The 16441-nt window shown below is 58.6% G+C and carries 16 protein-coding genes; 12 read left to right on the forward strand and 4 right to left on the reverse strand.

Features of this window, described 5'->3' with window-relative positions; genetic code table 11:
* The first annotated feature begins 97 nt into the window (after nucleotides 1-97).
* From ACVIW0_RS06765 to ACVIW0_RS06815, 11 genes are all read left to right on the forward strand, one after another.
* Entirely contained in the window at nucleotides 98-607 is a 510-nt protein-coding gene (locus ACVIW0_RS06765) for a nodulation protein NolB (protein WP_461351615.1), read from the forward strand.
* Nucleotides 608-639: 32 nt separating this feature from the next.
* A complete protein-coding gene (gene sctJ / locus ACVIW0_RS06770) occupies nucleotides 640-1479 on the forward strand; it encodes a type III secretion system inner membrane ring lipoprotein SctJ (RefSeq protein WP_461357266.1) in 840 nt (279 codons plus the stop codon).
* Between the two features lie 22 nt (nucleotides 1480-1501).
* Nucleotides 1502-2119: a nodulation protein NolU gene (locus tag ACVIW0_RS06775; protein ID WP_461351616.1), complete on the forward strand. Its 618-nt coding sequence runs from the start codon at nucleotides 1502-1504 to the stop codon at nucleotides 2117-2119.
* Nucleotides 2116-2739, forward strand: coding sequence for a type III secretion system stator protein SctL (gene sctL, locus ACVIW0_RS06780; protein WP_461351617.1), 624 nt, complete (start codon nucleotides 2116-2118; stop codon nucleotides 2737-2739). The genes ACVIW0_RS06775 and sctL overlap by 4 nt, the downstream gene beginning before the upstream one ends.
* A 2-nt stretch (nucleotides 2740-2741) precedes the next feature.
* Nucleotides 2742-4091, forward strand: coding sequence for a type III secretion system ATPase SctN (sctN, locus tag ACVIW0_RS06785; RefSeq protein WP_461357267.1), 1350 nt, complete (start codon nucleotides 2742-2744; stop codon nucleotides 4089-4091).
* On the forward strand, nucleotides 4067-4603 hold the full coding sequence (locus ACVIW0_RS06790) for a hypothetical protein (RefSeq protein ID WP_461351618.1): 537 nt from the start codon (nucleotides 4067-4069) through the stop codon (nucleotides 4601-4603). Before sctN ends, ACVIW0_RS06790 begins: the two co-directional genes overlap by 25 nt.
* A gap of 57 nt (nucleotides 4604-4660) precedes the next feature.
* Nucleotides 4661-5716 (forward strand): type III secretion system cytoplasmic ring protein SctQ, encoded by a 1056-nt coding sequence (gene sctQ, locus ACVIW0_RS06795; protein ID WP_461351619.1) that lies wholly within the window; start codon nucleotides 4661-4663, stop codon nucleotides 5714-5716.
* On the forward strand, nucleotides 5709-6374 hold the full coding sequence (sctR, locus tag ACVIW0_RS06800; RefSeq protein ID WP_461351620.1) for a type III secretion system export apparatus subunit SctR: 666 nt from the start codon (nucleotides 5709-5711) through the stop codon (nucleotides 6372-6374). Before sctQ ends, sctR begins: the two co-directional genes overlap by 8 nt.
* 1 nt (nucleotide 6375) lies before the next feature.
* Complete coding sequence (locus tag ACVIW0_RS06805) at nucleotides 6376-6651, forward strand: EscS/YscS/HrcS family type III secretion system export apparatus protein (RefSeq protein ID WP_025038819.1); 276 nt, start codon at nucleotides 6376-6378, stop codon at nucleotides 6649-6651.
* Between the two features lie 699 nt (nucleotides 6652-7350).
* Nucleotides 7351-8166 (forward strand): type III secretion system export apparatus subunit SctT, encoded by an 816-nt coding sequence (gene sctT / locus ACVIW0_RS06810; protein ID WP_461351621.1) that lies wholly within the window; start codon nucleotides 7351-7353, stop codon nucleotides 8164-8166.
* Nucleotides 8163-9200, forward strand: a complete 1038-nt coding sequence (locus ACVIW0_RS06815) for an EscU/YscU/HrcU family type III secretion system export apparatus switch protein (RefSeq protein ID WP_461351622.1) — start codon at nucleotides 8163-8165, stop codon at nucleotides 9198-9200. The genes sctT and ACVIW0_RS06815 overlap by 4 nt, the downstream gene beginning before the upstream one ends.
* A gap of 172 nt (nucleotides 9201-9372) precedes the next feature.
* On the opposite strand, the gene ACVIW0_RS06820 is transcribed toward ACVIW0_RS06815, so the two are convergent.
* From ACVIW0_RS06820 to ACVIW0_RS06835, 4 genes are all read right to left on the reverse strand, one after another.
* On the reverse strand, nucleotides 9373-10008 hold the full coding sequence (locus ACVIW0_RS06820) for a CpaD family pilus assembly lipoprotein (protein WP_461351623.1): 636 nt from the start codon (nucleotides 10006-10008) through the stop codon (nucleotides 9373-9375).
* A gap of 9 nt (nucleotides 10009-10017) precedes the next feature.
* Complete coding sequence (locus tag ACVIW0_RS06825; RefSeq protein WP_461351624.1) at nucleotides 10018-11475, reverse strand: type II and III secretion system protein family protein; 1458 nt, start codon at nucleotides 11473-11475, stop codon at nucleotides 10018-10020.
* A 26-nt stretch (nucleotides 11476-11501) separates the two neighbouring features.
* Nucleotides 11502-12191 (reverse strand): response regulator, encoded by a 690-nt coding sequence (locus ACVIW0_RS06830; RefSeq protein WP_461351625.1) that lies wholly within the window; start codon nucleotides 12189-12191, stop codon nucleotides 11502-11504.
* A 2043-nt stretch (nucleotides 12192-14234) separates the two neighbouring features.
* A complete protein-coding gene (locus ACVIW0_RS06835; RefSeq protein ID WP_461351626.1) occupies nucleotides 14235-15167 on the reverse strand; it encodes a hypothetical protein in 933 nt (310 codons plus the stop codon).
* A gap of 686 nt (nucleotides 15168-15853) precedes the next feature.
* Between ACVIW0_RS06835 and ACVIW0_RS06840 the strand changes: the two genes are divergently transcribed.
* Nucleotides 15854-16294 carry a VirK family protein gene (locus ACVIW0_RS06840; RefSeq protein WP_461351627.1) on the forward strand — a complete coding sequence of 147 codons (441 nt, stop codon included), beginning with the start codon at nucleotides 15854-15856 and terminating at the stop codon, nucleotides 16292-16294.
* Nucleotides 16295-16441: the final 147 nt, after the last annotated feature.

Below are 16441 nucleotides of genomic sequence, written 5' to 3' on the forward strand. Positions count from 1 at the left end.
TGCTCGTCAGCTTTTGGTCAGTTTGGGTCTCTAGGGTGCCAGCCCATTCATGAGAGCGAATGGCTAATCTCACCGCGGGACAGAAATGATTTCTCCCATGTTGCTTGGAATTGCGTCGGTCTCCGCCAACCCCGTCGAGTGTGCCTCCAGCGGCTGTTCGCTGGCGCACGCTCAGTTTCACGAGAGTCTCGCGCAGGCCGCCTTGAAACAGGGGGGCGACTCTTCTGCGACCGAGCGCGCGCCAGTTTCATCAGTGCCGGAGGTGCAGCGCGCCGTCACGCCGGCGAGCCCGCTTGGCGATCACGTCCTTCAGGGCATTTCTGCTATCCACCAGGGCAAACCATTTCCTGGAGATGCAGTTTCGCCGACGCTCGTCGGCGGCCTTGATCCTGCGAAGAGTTTCCAGCTTGGTCCGGCCGCGCAACCGCTCCTGCGGCCGCAGCAAGTCGAGGTGCATCCGGCAGGCAAGCCGGAAGGTGCGGATCATTTCGATTCGGCGCTGACGAATTTGCGCGATGTTTACAACGGCGTCGTCCAAGTTTCGCTCATCTCCAAGGGTACGGGTGCCGTCAGTTCATCTCTGAATAAACTTCTATCAGCAGGCTGAGCGGGCCGTTGGCTGTCTTGACGAAAGGTGAGATCGGTAACGGTCGGCCCGCGAGCAAGCGGCTTCATGCTCTTGTTCTGCTGCTACTTTTACCGACCCTCACCGGTTGCAAAACGGATCTGTATACCAAAGTGCAGGAGCGTGACGCCAACGAGATGCTTGGGCTGCTGCTGAGCAGGGGCGTGGATGCCATCCGGGTCGTCGGTAAGGATGGGACGAGCACCATTCAGGTCGAAGAAAAGCAGCTCGCCTATTCCATCGAGTTGCTAAATGACCAGGGCTTGCCGCGCCAGCCTTTCAAGAGCCTTGGTGAGGTGTTCAAGGGGTCGGGGCTCGTTGCCTCTCCGGTCGAGGAGCGGGCCCGCTACGTCTATGCCCTAAGTGAAGAATTGTCGCGTACGATCAACGATATTGATGGGGTTCTCTCCGCCCGTGTTCATGTCGTCCTACCGAAGAATGATCTGCTGCGGCAGGATGCAACCCCGTCCTCGGCGTCGGTTTTCATTCGGCACGCCTCCAGCGCGAAGCTCTCAGCCTTGCTGCCGCAAATCAAGATGCTCGTCGCCAATAGCATCGAAGGTCTATCATACGACAAAGTGGCGGTCGTGTTCGTGCCCGTCGAGCGGACTCAGCATGAGGTCTCGGTTACGCCAGCGGCAGCGTCAAACGAGTCAACCAGGTTCGTCGCGGCTCCCATTGCGATCGGCGCAGGCGGTGCGCTCGCCGTATTGGGCGTCGTATCTTGCCTGCTGCTGAGCGCACGCGGGGGGCAACTTCGCCAATCCTGGCGTAAGCTGATAAATCTCGGCAGTGGTGCCAGCAAGCCAGCGGTCCAGTCCGCTGGCAAGAAGCTCTCCTCCGATGCGAAATAGGCCGGCATTCAGGTTCGTATCGATGGTATCCCCCGACCAAAATCATTCACTCAACGCGCATTCCGATCGCCTGCGCGAGCTTGCCGCCTTGATCCATCCCAGCCGTTTGGCCGGCCATCTTGATGGGCTCCTGTCGGAGGCCACGGTGCTGCAGTTGCAGAAGACTCCGAGGTTGCAGCAAAGACTGGCCGAATTGCTGCTAAGTGAGCTGGCCTCGAACGGAACTGACTGGGGCAGGGACGTTCTGCTCGGGCATGATCCGCGTCGGGCGGCCTTGCTCGCTGGCAGTATCTGGCATGCCCGTTCGGTGCTGAAGCTTGTGTCAAAGCGTGATGTGGCGATTCTGATCGAAAATATTGGTGCGGAAGCGCACGCTTTCGCAATCCGACACTTATCTGCTGCAGTCGCGACCACATCGATTGTCGATCCGTATAAACTGTCGAGCCAGATTGAACATGACGGATATGCGAGTCTTGGTGCCTGGCTCAAGGACGCATCGGAGCTTGACCGTTTGCGCGTCCTTTTCCGCTTACGTGTTGGGACCGCCGCCGAATCCCCAGCAGCCGAACACCACAGCGCAGCGGGTCGTTTGCTGTCTTTGGTGGTAGCCCACTTGGCCAACGAGGCGCCAGCGGCATGACGGCCAATGAGATGGCCCAGCCAGATAGCCCGCGGATACGGCCGGTCGGTCCACTCATACCAGCCGCGGAACTCGGCATCTGGTACGATGCGGTGCAGACGCGTGCGCTAGCCGACCGATATCTACAGCAAGTTCGCAGCTGGGCAAGCAAAGCCTATCAGCAGGAGCGGGAGCGCGGCCACAGCGAGGGTCTTAGGTCAGGATCGGACCAAATGGCGCAGCTGATCGCCCGAGCTGCTTCCGATGTGGCCCGGCGAAAAGCCGTTCTGCAGCAGGAGTTGCCACAGCTCGTCCTTGAGATATTGACCGACCTGTTGGGCTCCTTTGATCCCGGCGAGATGCTGGTAAGAACCGTTCGTCACGCCGTCGAGCAAAGATATGGCAGCGCGGAAGTATGCCTTCACGTGTCTCCTGTGAACGCTGATGCACTAAGACATGAATTCGAGGCGTTCGACGGGACGAATGGTCGGCCGAAAGTCAGAATTGATCCGGACCCGGCTATGGGACCTGACCAGTGCGTTCTGTGGAGCGAGTTCGGCAATGTGGATTTAGGACTTGCCGCACAACTCCGCAAATTGCGTCTCAGCCTTGATCCGTCCTCTCAGGAAGGCGAATCGTGACGATGCAACGATCAGGCCCTGGTCAAGCGGCCAGAGAAGGAGATTTGCGTGCGGCGCTGGCATCTGTAAGGTCCGCAGCAAAGGATGTCGATACGCGTGCTGTGCGGGGACGGATCACGCGAGCGATCGGCACGTTACTTCATGCCGTATTACCAGGGGCCCGTGTCGGAGAACTTTGCCTGTTGCAGGATCACGCATCCGGATGGGCGCTTGAGGCCGAAGTCATCGGTTTGCTGCCGGATGGGGTTCTGCTGACGCCTATCGGCGACATGGTAGGCCTGTCACACCGCGCGGAAGTGGTCCCGACCGGGCGCATGCAGGAAGTGTCGGTCGGGCCCGGCCTGCTCGGTCGCGTGATCGACAGCTTCGGCCGTCCACTCGACGGCAAGGGGCCCATAAAGACGGTCCACACTCGTCCGCTCCGCGGCAGGGCAACCAACCCGATGAAACGGCGTAGCATCGAGCAGCCATTTCCTCTCGGCGTTCGCGTGTTGGATGGGCTTCTGACGTGTGGCGAAGGTCAGCGGATCGGAATCTATGGAGATGCTGGGTGCGGTAAGTCGACGCTGATGTCGCAAATTGTAAAAGGGGCGGCCGCTGATGTCACCGTAGTTGCACTCATAGGAGAGCGCGGCCGCGAGGTGCGTGAATTCATTGAACGTCATATTGGAGATGCCATTGCGCGCACGATCGTTGTCGTTGAGACATCCGATCGATCCGCAATGGAGCGGGCGCAGTGCGCTCATATGGCGACCGCACTCGCGGAGTATTTTCGGGATCAAGGACTGCAGGTCGTGCTAATGATGGATTCGCTGACGCGCTTTAGCCGCGCGATGCGCGAAATCGGCCTCGCCGCGGGAGAACCTCCGACCCGACGCGGCTTTCCTCCTTCCGTTTTTGCGCTGCTGCCTGGTCTTTTGGAACGTGCCGGTATGGGAGAGCGGGGCTCCATCACGGCATTCTATACAGTGCTTGTCGAAGGTGACGGCACGGGCGATCCGATTGCCGAAGAGTCGCGCGGCATTCTTGATGGTCATATCATTCTTTCGCGCGCGCTGGCTTCGCGCGAGCATTTTCCCGCCATCGATGTGCTGTCGAGCCGAAGTCGTGTCATGGATGCGGTCGCCTCCGCGCCACATCGCAAGGCGGCCTCCGTCTTCCGCGATCTGCTCTCGCGCTACAATGAAGCTGAGTTTCTGATCAAGGTCGGTGAATACAAGCCCGGCAGCGACCCACTGACTGATCGGGCAATCGATTCAATCGAGGAACTGCGCGCATTCTTGCGCCAGGGACAGGACGAGCCGTCCAGCTTTGAGGAGACCGTTTCATGGATGTCGCGTCTCACGGCCTGAATCCCGTGCAAGCGTCGAAATTGCGACTGGTGAAAGACATGAGGGAGCGAAGCGCGCTTCGTGAATTGTCGAACATGGAAGCCAAGCGCCGAATTGCAGCCGACGCGCTGCAGCTGGCGTCTGGGGGGCTTGAAGCCGCGCAGAAGCATCGCGCCAAGGTCGAAGCTGAACTTTATCGGGAACTGGCGGCGCTCGGCATAACGTCCGTGACCGAACTCGATCGACGGTGTCAACTCGTCACTGGGCGACTGGCAGCAGAGATCGAATCGGCGCGTCAGGCGCTTGAGCGGGCACGCATCGCGCATGAGGAGGCACAGCGGGCGGTGAGTGAGGCGCGGGCAGTATGGGCCGGGCGTTCGGCGGCGAGCCAGAAATGGCAAGAGATTGAGGGCAATGTCCAGCGCTCGAGCGCCGTCCGCTCGGAGTCTGCGGCCGAAGTCGACGCCGACGATGAGGTTTTGCTCCGATATCAGGGTGGTTCGCGCAGCCAGACGATCGGCGGGGCGTTCTAATGGCTTGTTCTGTTATGACGTCACGAACTGCGCCTGTGCAACCTGTCGGTAAGCGCCGTGGCTGAACCCGCACTATTTCAGCCAGCGGTGAAGCTGGCGCATGAAGTGGTCTCGTGGGCCAACGAGATTGCCGCACGGCGTACCATCTTCCAGAGCCGCCATGGCGACAAGCCACTATCCATCCGTGTGAGCCGTCTTGTCTGGCAGGCAGAGCCATATGACATGTCGATGCTCGACTGCGTATTTGGCGCCGGCGGCGAGACAGCTGTTTTGTCCTTACCTCGTCTTCTCGTCGAGACACTGATTTCAACGGTCCAGCAGGGCCTTACGTTACCTTCCGACCCAACCCGCTCGCTCGTTCTCGAGCTCGCACTGGAACCCTGGATCGCTGGACTAGAGAACGTGCTCGCATCGAATGTGCAGTTGATCCGCATCGAAGACGCAACGGCCAAAGACCCCTATCTGGAGCTCGATGTTGCCATCGGAGCGCTGGCGGGAAAGGCCCGCCTGTTATTGTTCGCACCGCTTGATGGTCGGATTCCTTCTGCGTTTCGCTTGTTAGGCGAATTGATCGGCCAATTACCGCGAGAGCAAGGCAAGATTTCGTCGGAATTGCCGGTCGTGATTACGACAGAGATCGGCTCGCTGCGGGCGCCTGTCAGGCTACTTCGCCAAGCACAGCCGGGCGACGCACTGCTGCCCGACGTCATTCCCTTTGCCCATAGCCAGCTGATCCTCACGGCGGACAAGTTGTGGGCGCCGGCGCAGGCCGTGGACGACAGACTTGTCCTTCGCGGACCATTCCGCCTGCAGCCCCATCCTCTAAGGTATGTAGATATGACGATACGCCCCCAAACGGAACAAGCAATCCCGCCCTCGGAAGCCGACATCGACAGTGTTGAGATCACGCTTGTGTTCGAATGCGGCCGCTGGCCTATCCCGCTGGGTACGTTGAGAAGCATCAACGAGGGACACGTGTTCGAACTTGGGCGGTCCCTGGACGGTGCGGTCGATATTGTAGCCAACGGTCAATTGATCGGCCGGGGCGATATCGTGCGCATTGGTGAGGCGCTTGGGATCCGGTTGCGTAGCAGGTTGGCAGTCAATGGTTGACATTCAACCGAGCATCCTTGCGCTTCTTGCGGCGACGGTCGGCCTTGGCCTACTGGCGTTCGCAGTCGTCACAACGACCGCCTTCATAAAGGTTTCTGTCGTTCTGTTCCTGGTTCGCAACGCGCTCGGGACTCAGTCCATACCACCGAATATCGTTCTGTATGGCGCTGCATTGATTCTTACCGTGTTCATAGGCGCTCCAGTGTTCGAGCAGACCTACAGCCGCGTGACCGATCCGCAACTTCGCTACCAGACCGCCGACGACTGGTTGACCGCCGCCAAGGAGGGCAGCGAGCCGCTGCGCGCCCACCTCAAAAAGTTCACTACTGAGGAGCAGCGCACGTTCTTCCTGTCATCGACGGAACATATCTGGTCGGACGAGATGCGCAGCAACGCAACAGCCGATGATTTTGCAATTCTCGTGCCGTCCTTTTTGATCTCGGAACTTAAGCGTGCATTTGAGATCGGCTTCCTTCTCTATCTTCCATTCATCACGATTGACCTGATCGTGACGACAATTCTGATGGCCATGGGCATGTCAATGGTGTCACCAACAATGATATCCGTTCCTTTCAAGCTCTTTCTGTTCGTCACAATCGACGGCTGGTCGCGGCTCATGCACGGACTGGTGTTAAGCTACGCAACCCCCGGAGGTTGAGATGGACGAAGCCAGCATCCTCACCCACCTGAGCCGATCACTTGTCCTATTCATGATCTGGGTTCTTCCCCCGCTCCTGGCAGCCCTCGTGGCCGGACTGGGTATCGGCATCGTGCAGGCAGCAACCCAGCTCCAGGATCAAACCTTGCCACTGACAGTGAAGCTCCTCGTCGTCGTCGCGGTGCTCGTTCTGTTCGCCCCGGTGCTGAGCGCGCCACTGATCGAGCAAGCACAGCACATCTTCACCGAGTTCCCGGCGCTCACAGCGAGGTATTAGTGCGGGGAACGCAAGGCGGACCAAGCCTGCAGCTATGGCGTCGCGCTTGTCTGTCCTCATTCTGAACCATGGAAGAGACGAGTTTCGTCAGCTTACCGAAAGCTCGCCTCATTATCATGGGACAGATAGATATCCGGAGTGTCCTGTTCAGCTCGATCGGCCTTCGGAGGAGGAATGACCTCATCTGAAATTGTCATCCACTCAATTCGAGTCTGGCTCCACGATGAAATGACCTGCTGTGAGGCCTGGCCCTCGATGCATAACCTGGCGAGTTGTTAACTAGGTGGATAGGCGAACCGATTTGATCTCAAGTGGGCGCAGGGTTTTGACGATCTGATGGATCAAGCCGCGATGAAGTGCCGGCCGAGACCGATCGCCGCGAACTGTTGAATGATGCAAGCTCCGAAGCTCCAGGTCACCAGAAACCGCCCTGCGGCCGGTGACAGCCAAAGGAGCTTGGCTTGCTGGCCTGGTAGCGGCGCTATTCGGCGGGTCCTATCATTGAGATGGTCATACCTTATTGGTGGACAGCCGTGGCTGCGGAGAGCTGAAGCGCAAGTGACGTGACCCTAGCGTTAGGTATGTCGATCTGCAGCCGCTAGGACACGAGGTAGATGACCAGCAGAGTTGACGACTCGCATAATGGCGAGGCGCCCGGGCGATTAGATTGGCTTGAAGCGAGCGGTGAGCTGAGCTCAAATGGATGCGTTGTCACCCACCGAGACGCAAAGTCTGGTTCAGACTGCCGTCGAATTCGTCGTCGCGGCTGGACTTAGCGCGGCCCGTGCGCTTGGCATTATGCTGGTTCATCCGGTATTCACGCGGCCGCACATTGGCGGGATGATCCGCGCAAGCGCGACGGTTGTAATTGGATTGCCTTGCTTGATGCAAATCAAGAGCGGCTTGCAGGCGCTGGATCCCGGCACCCGTATAATTGCGGTCGCGCTCCTCGGTGTGAAGGAGATATTTATCGGCCTATTGTTCGGCTTTCTGCTCAGCATACCACTTTGGAGCATCCAAGCCGTTGGTGACATCATTGATACCCAGCGCGGCATCTCCAGTCAGGTAGACGATCCGGCGACACGCAGCCAAACCTCCGCAATGGGGCTCTTTCTCGGAACTGCGGCGGTTACGATCTTCGTCGTATCGGGAGGCCTGCAGACAATGGTCAGATGCCTTTACGGGAGTTATCTGATCTGGCCCGTGTATCGGCTGCTACCGCCCCTGACCCAGCAGGGGGCAATGGAATTTATCAAGCTTCTCGACCATATCATGCATGCGACGCTCGTGGTCGCCGGGCCTGTGCTGGCTCTGCTGCTTCTGATTGACGTATCCCTCATGCTGCTTGGGCGCTTTGCGCCGCAAATCAAGCTGAACGATCTCTCTCCGACCATCAAGAATGCCGCCTTTGGCATCATCATGGTGAGCTACACCGTCTTCCTGATCGAATATATGGGAGCCGAGATCGTTCAGTTCGACGGTGTACTGGATTGGCTCGAGAAGTTCTTGAAATGAATGACACGAGTGAGGAGAAAAAGCTTCCACCGAGCCACAAGAAGCTGAGGGACGCGCGTAAGAAAGGGCAGAGTCCGCGTAGCGCCGACTTTGTGACCGCGGCAAGCCTTTGCGCTGGTTTCGGCTGCCTGTGCTTCAGGGCAGGCCCGATCGAAGACGGATGGCGCGAAGCAGTGCGGCTCATCGACAAGCTGCAGGGCCAGCCATTCAACGGTGCGGTCCGGCAGGCATTGGTCGGATTGATGGACCTTGCAATGGCAGCCGTAGCCCCAATCCTGGGTGCGGCGTTGGTTGCGGCCATCTTGGCCGGCGTCTTGGCCAACGGCGGGCTGACGATTTCCGTCGAGCCGCTGAAACCTAGCTTTGAGAAATTGGATCCGGTCAAAGGGCTGAAGCGGATTGTGTCCCAGCGCTCGCTTGTGGAGCTTGGAAAGTCCCTCGTCAAAGTATTGGTTCTTGGTGCCACGTTCGTCTTCACTGTGCTCTCAGGTTGGAGGGCATTGGTCTATTTGCCCGTGTGCGATTTAAGCTGCCTTGGTTTTGTCTTTAACGAGCTGAAAGTGCTGATAGCGATTGCTGCCGTCGCCTTTCTGATTGGTGGGCTCGCCGATCTGCTCATTCAGCGTTGGTTATTCCTGCGCGACATGCGCATGACGCAGAGCGAGGCCAAGCGCGAGTCCAAGGAACAGGATGGTAATCCGCACATCAAGGGTGAACACCGCAGGCTCCGTCGCGAATCGGCGAACGAGTCTCCGCTCGGCATCCATCAGGCAACATTGATATTGACTGGACCGGCGACGGTGATTGGGCTGCGCTACGTGCGGGGCGAGACAGGCGTCCCGGTCCTGGTGTGCCGCGGTGAAGGCGAGGTGGCGCTACAGTTACTTGGGCAGGCGCGGGCCCAGCGTCTGAGCATTGTCGAGGATCACGTATTGGCGCGTCAGCTGATCAGTAAAGGTGCGATGGGCAAGGCCGTTCCCATGGTTTGTTTTGAGAGGGTCGCAAAGGCGGTGTTTGCCGCCGGCCTTGTGTAGCGTCGACGCGCTCGGACCTTCGGTCGAAACCCCTATTGTCGCATAACTTGGCAAAAGCTCCGCGAACCAAAAACAACGGCCGAGCACAGACCGGAGTCCACGAGCTCGTCGGCCGATCGCAAAAACTGATATGGAAACCGGAGTGCCCAGCGTCATTGGTCCTGGCCGGATATTATTGGGTTTCGGGCGCACCCTTGTTTTGGGCTCCATCCTCCAAATTGCTGCGATTGCCGGTCGCCGCGGGCCCACGCGCTGTGATGGGAAGCACTGCACGATCACCGCTGGTCGGCATGACGGCGCTATTGCCTAGCAGGTCGCCGGGATCATTGACCATGACTGCGAGGTTATTGCGGACTGAGCAGCCAAGCGTTGGATCGAACGAATTGTCGCTTAGAGAAGGGCCGGTGACAGCGAACGGCGGACAGGCGGCCGGATGTGCTTCGTAGGTAATTGCCTCGATCCGGACCCCGAAATGTGCGGGTAGGTCGACGGGAGAGGCGGACAGGCGGATATTGTAGGGGGCAATGCCCATCGCGCGCGCCTCATGGGCAACTTGCGCTACGAGCCGCGGTGAGCCGGCTACGTCGAGTTGGAGTGCATCGCGCCGCCCGCGGCTAGCATTCGCAATGAAATCCCGCAGGCCGTATCTCTCGTTGCGACGAAGATTTTGAAGCAGCAGGACACTGGTCTTCCGCTCCACCCTGACCGTTTGTCCGGCCGGTCCGGAATAAATCGCAGTACTGTTTGCACATCCGCCAAGGGCAGCCGCAACTGCGATCAAAAGACATAGGTGTCGTCGCAAGGTCATTGGCAGTCCTCATTCAATGATAAAGCCGGCACCGACGGTTGCACCCGATCTGGCCGTGGCCGGCGCCGCCTCACGGCCCTTCGATGAACCAGCCAGCGTATTCGTCAGGGTGCGCCCTACGTCCGAAGGTGGCCCGATGCGATCAGTTGGAGCGCTCATCTTGCCCGGGCCAGATCCCGGCCGGACGATGTAGGGAGTGACAATGATGACCAGTTCGGTCTCCTGCTTCTGAAATGAAGAGGAGCGAAACAGCACACCAAGGATCGGAACATCTCCTAACCAAGGAAAAGTGCCGATGTCGGTACTGAAATTGCGCCTGATGAGCCCCCCAATGGCGAAGCTTTGGCCGCTGGCGAGCTCGACAACAGTACTGGCACGACGCGTGGAGAGACCGGGCACCGATATTCCGTTGACGCTGACTTCGCCTTCTTTCGACAGCTCGCTGACTTCAGGCTTCACATGGATATTGATCTGATTATTGCTGAGAACGGTCGGGACGAACTCCAGGCTGATTCCGAATTGTCGGAATTGGACCGAGACTTGCCGGTTGTCCTGCATCACCGGAATTGGAAATTCGCCACCGGCCAGAAAACTTGCGGATTCCCCAGACATGGCGGTCAGGTTCGGTTCAGCCAGGATCGAGGCGAGGTGTTCGCTGGCGAGCGCATCGAGAACAGCGCTCAGGTTGGTATTGCCAGCGCTGTACCCGATGCCGATCGTGCCGCCGCCGCGGGCGGGCGCGGAACCGCCACTTTTTCCGGTGACAAGGAAAGCGCCGTTCGGACCGGAAGCCGTGAAATTGATATTGAGGTCCTTGACGGCGCTGCGGGAGACTTCTGCCACCCGCACACTCAGATTCACCTGCAGCGAACCTGCCACCTGAATCTTGTTGACGACCAGCGCACCCGGACCGAGAAACTGCTCGGTCACCTTCCTGGCCGTCTCGACGATATCGGCGTTGGGAGCCGTACCACCAAGGATTGCGCCGCGTGGGGTATAGCTGACCTGGATCGGATAATCGCCGATCTCAGCCTTCAGCGTGGCACGCAGGTCCTCGATCGGTTGGGTGACAACGACGCGCAGCTCGGCGAGAGCCTCGCCGTTCTCGTTCAAGGCGAACAGGCTGGTTCGTCCGGATTTTTTGCCGAATACGAATATCGTGCTGCTCGATGGCGCCTGGTAATCGGCGATCGCCGGGTCGGCAACAAAAATGCTCGCTGCCGGCGCGTTCAGATGAACCGTCTTGCCCTGCGAGGAGGTGAGGTTGAGCGTGCCGGTGGTGCTGCCAGGCGCCGCACGTGCAGGCTCTCCTTTGCCGTCCCGTTTTGTCTCGGCTGCGCCAGCAAGTGGAAACAGCAGAGCAAGCCCGCACAGGACGTAGCACAAGCGGGGCAGGGCGGCAGAGCGTTGCGAGATGATGACCATCGGCGGCAGACTGGCGCCGGCAGCATTCTTGACGACCTTCAAGGGATTGTTGCTTTCAAGTTGGATTGCTAGGCAGCCGATGCTGCGCCAACGAGTTCAAGGGTGTAGCCAACGCCGCGCGCAGTCTTGATCCTGAGCGTCGCACCGGCCTGGTTCAAATGCGCGCGTAAGCGATAGATCCCGACTTCCAGCGCATTGGTCGAGACCTCGTCGTCAAACGCATACAAGCTATCTTCCAGCGATGTGCGCGGCACGGTGCGGCCGGCGCGGTTGAGCAGATGCTCGAGAATGCACACTTCGCGCCGCGCAATTCTCAGTATCCGACCGCCAACAGAGACTTGCCTTGCGATCGGGTCGAAATGCAGGTTGCCGAATGTTACCACCGGCGCTGTCATTTGCGTCGACCGCCGCAGAATAGCTCGCATGCGGGCGATAAGTTCGTCGATAGACACGGGCTTGGGCAGGAAATCATCTGCACCCGCATTGAAAGTTGCAATTCGGCGGCTGAGATCATTGAGACTACTCATCATCATCGCCGGCATTGATCGTCCCTCGCGCCGCAACTGCTTCAGCCAGTCAAGTCCGTCTCCGTCGGGCAAGACAGATTCAAGCAGGACCATGTGGTAGTTCGCGCATTCCAGCGCGGCCGACGCCTCATCCAGTGTGCGCGTCACATCAACGGCGAAGCCGCAATCCAAGAGCGCTTCCTTCACGGCGCGACCAAAGTCGGCATGATGATCAACCAGGAGAATTCGCATTCATTGCCTCTCGTCCATCCTCGGCAGGACTTGAGCGTGTCACGGTTGACCATAAGGCTCGGTGGATCCGAGAGGCGGCCGCTTTGAGGTGAATTCGAAAAGTCGGAAATACCAAGGTTGAGCATAAGCACGGGCGATCAATGTCTGGCAGTCTATCGTCATCGCATAGGCGGCCTGGCGCGCATTGCGTCCGCCGGAGACAGCGTTCAAAAGACTCTGTATGTCGGCAAGAGCTCTGCGATTTCCAACAAGGTTGAAAGCCTTGGCAGCGCGCTGATGCGTTTGTAGGCCGAGGCCGCCTGTAGGAGCGATTGGGCCAAGCCGCACGAGCGAAACGAAATCGCAGGCTAGACCGGCTGAATTGGCCGAACAGACTAGCGAAGCTGACATTTGGAAACTCTCCCAATTCGTCTTAATTCGCGGTCAGTCCCTGCTAGGCGTTGAGCCCGTACTGTCGTCAAGCCACGACAATGCAAGTTTTCCCGCGCATTCAAGACGGTTCATGCGCTCTGCATCTGGCCAAGTGCTGGATAAGGCCGCGATGCATGACAAAAGATCAGTACGTCTATCGGCCTGATAGGCATCCTCTCGCTGGCCGGTGATTACCACGCGAGGTGCCAAGCATCCCGAAGTTCGAACGCGCCGAAGTCCTCCCACGTCGCCGCGGAGCGAATGCTGCGGACGAAGAGCGAATCGAATCCGGTGTTGTCATCGCGCATCGCCAGAGGTGCTTACGCCGGCACCGTGTCGTCCTACGGGATGGATGGCGAATGAATGATTTCATCTCTAGCTCGGCGTGTGACTGGCATGAGCAAGATTGCGACTGCTCCCGTTCCTCTTGCCGGCCGGATCCTGCTCTGGCTACGCGTGGGGCGCTTCGTCCTCTGCTATGCGCAGAGGCGACGCACGATGTCCGCTCTGAATAGAAGTCAGTCCGCTCTGAATAGAAGTCATCGAGCAGCGTAACGAGGCGGAGCCACCGAGCATCGAGTTTTTGAGACGTTCGCATTTCTTGCTACCTGTCGGGAAGAGTTCACGCGAGCGGATCCTGTCGCGAAACTGTCGGAAATCCTACAATCTGACGCTAGGTAAGATTCAAGTGCCTTCGACTGCTTGTCGCGGTGCCATCAAACTCGAAAGCCTTGAGAGACAACGGGCGACACAGTCTGGACTAGATCATCAACCTTCGCATAGCGGTCTGTCTCGCGCTGTCCAGGTCGTGATTATTTCGCCGTCCGATCACGCTTAGGGCCAGAGCCATGGATGTGCACGAAGAGCCAGTCGTTTGCGACGCGTTAAGCAAAGCCATGGCTTCACAATCGGACGATCGACGTACCCGCCTCATGCGTGGCAATATTGCGGGAAGACCGGGGCGGGTATGCGTTCACGTGACGGGCATGGGCTACCAGTCGAGATGCGGACGAGCGATCGTGCGAATCAATCTGATCATCAAGGAACTGGACAGAGAATCGATTGCCAGACGTCATTTTGAATGCTGCCTCCATAGATCGCGGTCGACTATGAGGCGCTTAGGTGTCACCGGCAAAATCGATTGTTTTGATGGAACACATCCAGGTGACGGATCGGCCTGATGCAACAATTTCGCTTGCCGCAGACGAATGAATAGCTGAAGCCATCGCGGCCGAAGCGCTGATCGCGCGGTCAATGTAAGGTCGAGCTGGCTAAAACGGGCGATGCTTGGTGTTCAGCACCTTACTTCACCACGCTTCCGGCCACGTGTGATGACCACTAATAAATTGAGGCCGTGCGGTGCGATGTCATAACGCAGCCAGGATACCAGGATGCCCGAACGCCAGCTCCGCCGGCCGTCCAGGTGTGACTTTCCCTCTCGGAGTTCTCAACCGCCCGTAGCGCATTGCGTAGGGTCTGCCGTGTTCAATTGGCGATGTTGATCAGACATCGGCCGCGCCACGCCCTATGCTAAAACCGTTACGCGTAAGATGTGCCGTGCTCCAGATCTACTTTGAGGTTGTCTTGGTACATGAGCCCAACGAACCATGCTAAATGGCGCGGCCAGATTATCTATTCATTACTCCCGTGTTTATAGGGATTTGCTTCGCTGGCGGTTCGATAGCTCTCCAAATTGCCGCCAAGGAAGAGACGCTCAGTCTCTCGGGTTGGAGTTCTGCCGAGTGAACACATCAAATCGACGTCCCCGTCGATGTGGTAGGAATCGTCGGCATTCATTCCAAGCCCGATGCTGCTCAGCACGTCGTCGGGCGTCCAGACCGCCGACTTCGGCACCGTGTAGGTGTGCAGCGCGTCCGCATTGTTGGCGATCGCTCTCGCCCAAGTATCGCGCGAAACGGCGAGTTTTTCCGGATCCTCGACCAACGATACGAAGGCAGATGCGGTTGTCTTGCCGCGCATATGCCAGCCAGCTTGGCGGGCCCGGTCGAGAGGGTAGCGCTCTAGCGGGTATCCAACGGAAGTGTGATCCCGAGCCGTGTTACGGACATGCGATATTGCGCTTGTGTTTTCTTCGGCGCGCGGCTTGCAATCGCTGTCCTGATTCTGAAAGCGCCGCAGTGTGACGTATGACGAGCCCGCCACGTCCTCGAATACGCGGTCCCGATCGACGGGAGGTGCGGTCGCCGGTGACCAACGCGCCGATTGCCGCTCGGCAAGGTTGATCTCGTTCCTGAGTGCTTCAAGGGTGGCACCCGTCAGTGTTGCGGCAAGTTGGGCGCGGGCGCTGACAAATGATGCGGCTGGATAGTAACTAGCGTTCGGAGCCTCGCTCGGCGCAGACGAGGACAAGCCGGTTGTGGAGTCTGGAACTGACGAGACTGAATCCGACTTTGGGAAGACCGAATCTTGGTCATCTAGGTCCAGGCCATCGAGCTGCTGCTCAAAGCTTGCTTGATCCTCGCAATGCCTGTCGCGGCTCGGCTGCTGCAACACGTCGTGAGCCTCGAATGTAGTGTCTGCGGCGATCCGGGGATCAACGTTCATTTCAGTCTCCATTCGCGCGCCGGCTATTGGCGTAGACTATTGCAGGCGCAGCTTTCGAGAAGCTGACGGACCAGGAAGAAAGCCATGAGTGGCCGGATCGATTTGGTCAGTAAGGCGATCGTCAGCCAGAAGGAAGGCGCGCAATACTAGGCATCAGAAGTCGGCGCTGTCTGGTGCCCTCTGTCATTGCTGTTGCGAATAGGCCGAGATCAGGTTCCTTGACTGAGCTTGTTCGGACCGCCGCACGAGGTTCGCTCTACCATCACATTGCGGGCATGCCCTCTTGGGGCCGCAGTCCGTGCCCGGCTATCATATGCACGAGTTGGCGGATGCGACGGGGCCGACGTGTTCGTTTCAAGGCGTTTTGCTTACAAAGATGCAAGAATGGCATCCTTTCGGTCGTCGGATCAGCATTAATGGGCGAGCGCGACCGGTTGTCATTTTGTGGTTTCCAAGCGACCGACGCTCGATCAAATCGTTGTAGTCGATTTCGCACGGGGGCGAGCCACTTTAGCAAACCTGACCTACGAGGTTGTGACGTCGGAATAGCCGTCACAACCACTTGCGCCTAGTTGCGGCAGGCTGTCTTTGTGGCAGGCGCGCAGATGTCTTGAATCCGCCAATCGACTTAGGAGCACGACGTCTCGCAACTGCGATCTGTGATGCTTATCGAGGGAGAAGAGCGTATGAAGTGTGCCGGCAAAGGACAGGCGATCGTGTTGTGCTTGCTTTCGATCATAGGCGTGAGCACGATGGCGAGAGCCGAGGAGGTCTCACCGAAATACACCGAGGTGCTCAACGCCCTGCAGACCGGCAAGAATGTGAAGCTCGTACTGGACATGAGCCGCTGTACCTCCGCGGAGGGTGCCAAAGCTGCGTCGGCAACTCAGGCTGGTCTGGTCATCAACGCCTTCAGGGTCACCCCCCAAAACGGCATTAGCTTCGCCAATGCCCACCAAACGGTGGACAGCTCCGGACATGCCGTGACCGAGTACATCCGCCATAGCCTCAGCCGCGAAGGCAGGCTCACCGTGCGGGCCTCGAAGCTTGTCGTCGGGACCACCGAACTCGTGAACCAGGGCGAATTCATCTGCGAACTGCCGGATGGCGCTAAGTTCATCTGGTAAACGAACAGAACAGCGCAGGGGGGCGCGCTTCGAAACCTTGATCCGTTAACCGTGCAAACACCTTCGCACGTCATGACGGATGGTTTCGATCGTGAGAGATGGCCAGATTGTTTCTGGCCGTCTTTTCCTGAGCACATCGAGTGGACG

The sequence above is a fragment of the Bradyrhizobium sp. USDA 4454 genome (assembly GCF_054822705.1).

Coding starts and splice junctions, on each gene's coding strand:
- ACVIW0_RS06835 (WP_461351626.1), bottom strand. CDS start 15,167: ATGAACGTTGATCCCCGGATCGCCGCAGACACTACATTCGAGGCTCAC.
- sctL (WP_461351617.1), top strand. CDS start 2,116: ATGACGGCCAATGAGATGGCCCAGCCAGATAGCCCGCGGATACGGCCG.
- ACVIW0_RS06815 (WP_461351622.1), top strand. CDS start 8,163: ATGAATGACACGAGTGAGGAGAAAAAGCTTCCACCGAGCCACAAGAAG.
- ACVIW0_RS06765 (WP_461351615.1), top strand. CDS start 98: ATGTTGCTTGGAATTGCGTCGGTCTCCGCCAACCCCGTCGAGTGTGCC.
- ACVIW0_RS06820 (WP_461351623.1), bottom strand. CDS start 10,008: ATGACCTTGCGACGACACCTATGTCTTTTGATCGCAGTTGCGGCTGCC.
- ACVIW0_RS06830 (WP_461351625.1), bottom strand. CDS start 12,191: ATGCGAATTCTCCTGGTTGATCATCATGCCGACTTTGGTCGCGCCGTG.
- ACVIW0_RS06775 (WP_461351616.1), top strand. CDS start 1,502: ATGGTATCCCCCGACCAAAATCATTCACTCAACGCGCATTCCGATCGC.
- ACVIW0_RS06840 (WP_461351627.1), top strand. CDS start 15,854: ATGAAGTGTGCCGGCAAAGGACAGGCGATCGTGTTGTGCTTGCTTTCG.
- ACVIW0_RS06790 (WP_461351618.1), top strand. CDS start 4,067: ATGGATGTCGCGTCTCACGGCCTGAATCCCGTGCAAGCGTCGAAATTG.
- sctR (WP_461351620.1), top strand. CDS start 5,709: ATGGTTGACATTCAACCGAGCATCCTTGCGCTTCTTGCGGCGACGGTC.
- ACVIW0_RS06805 (WP_025038819.1), top strand. CDS start 6,376: ATGGACGAAGCCAGCATCCTCACCCACCTGAGCCGATCACTTGTCCTA.
- sctN (WP_461357267.1), top strand. CDS start 2,742: ATGCAACGATCAGGCCCTGGTCAAGCGGCCAGAGAAGGAGATTTGCGT.
- sctT (WP_461351621.1), top strand. CDS start 7,351: ATGGATGCGTTGTCACCCACCGAGACGCAAAGTCTGGTTCAGACTGCC.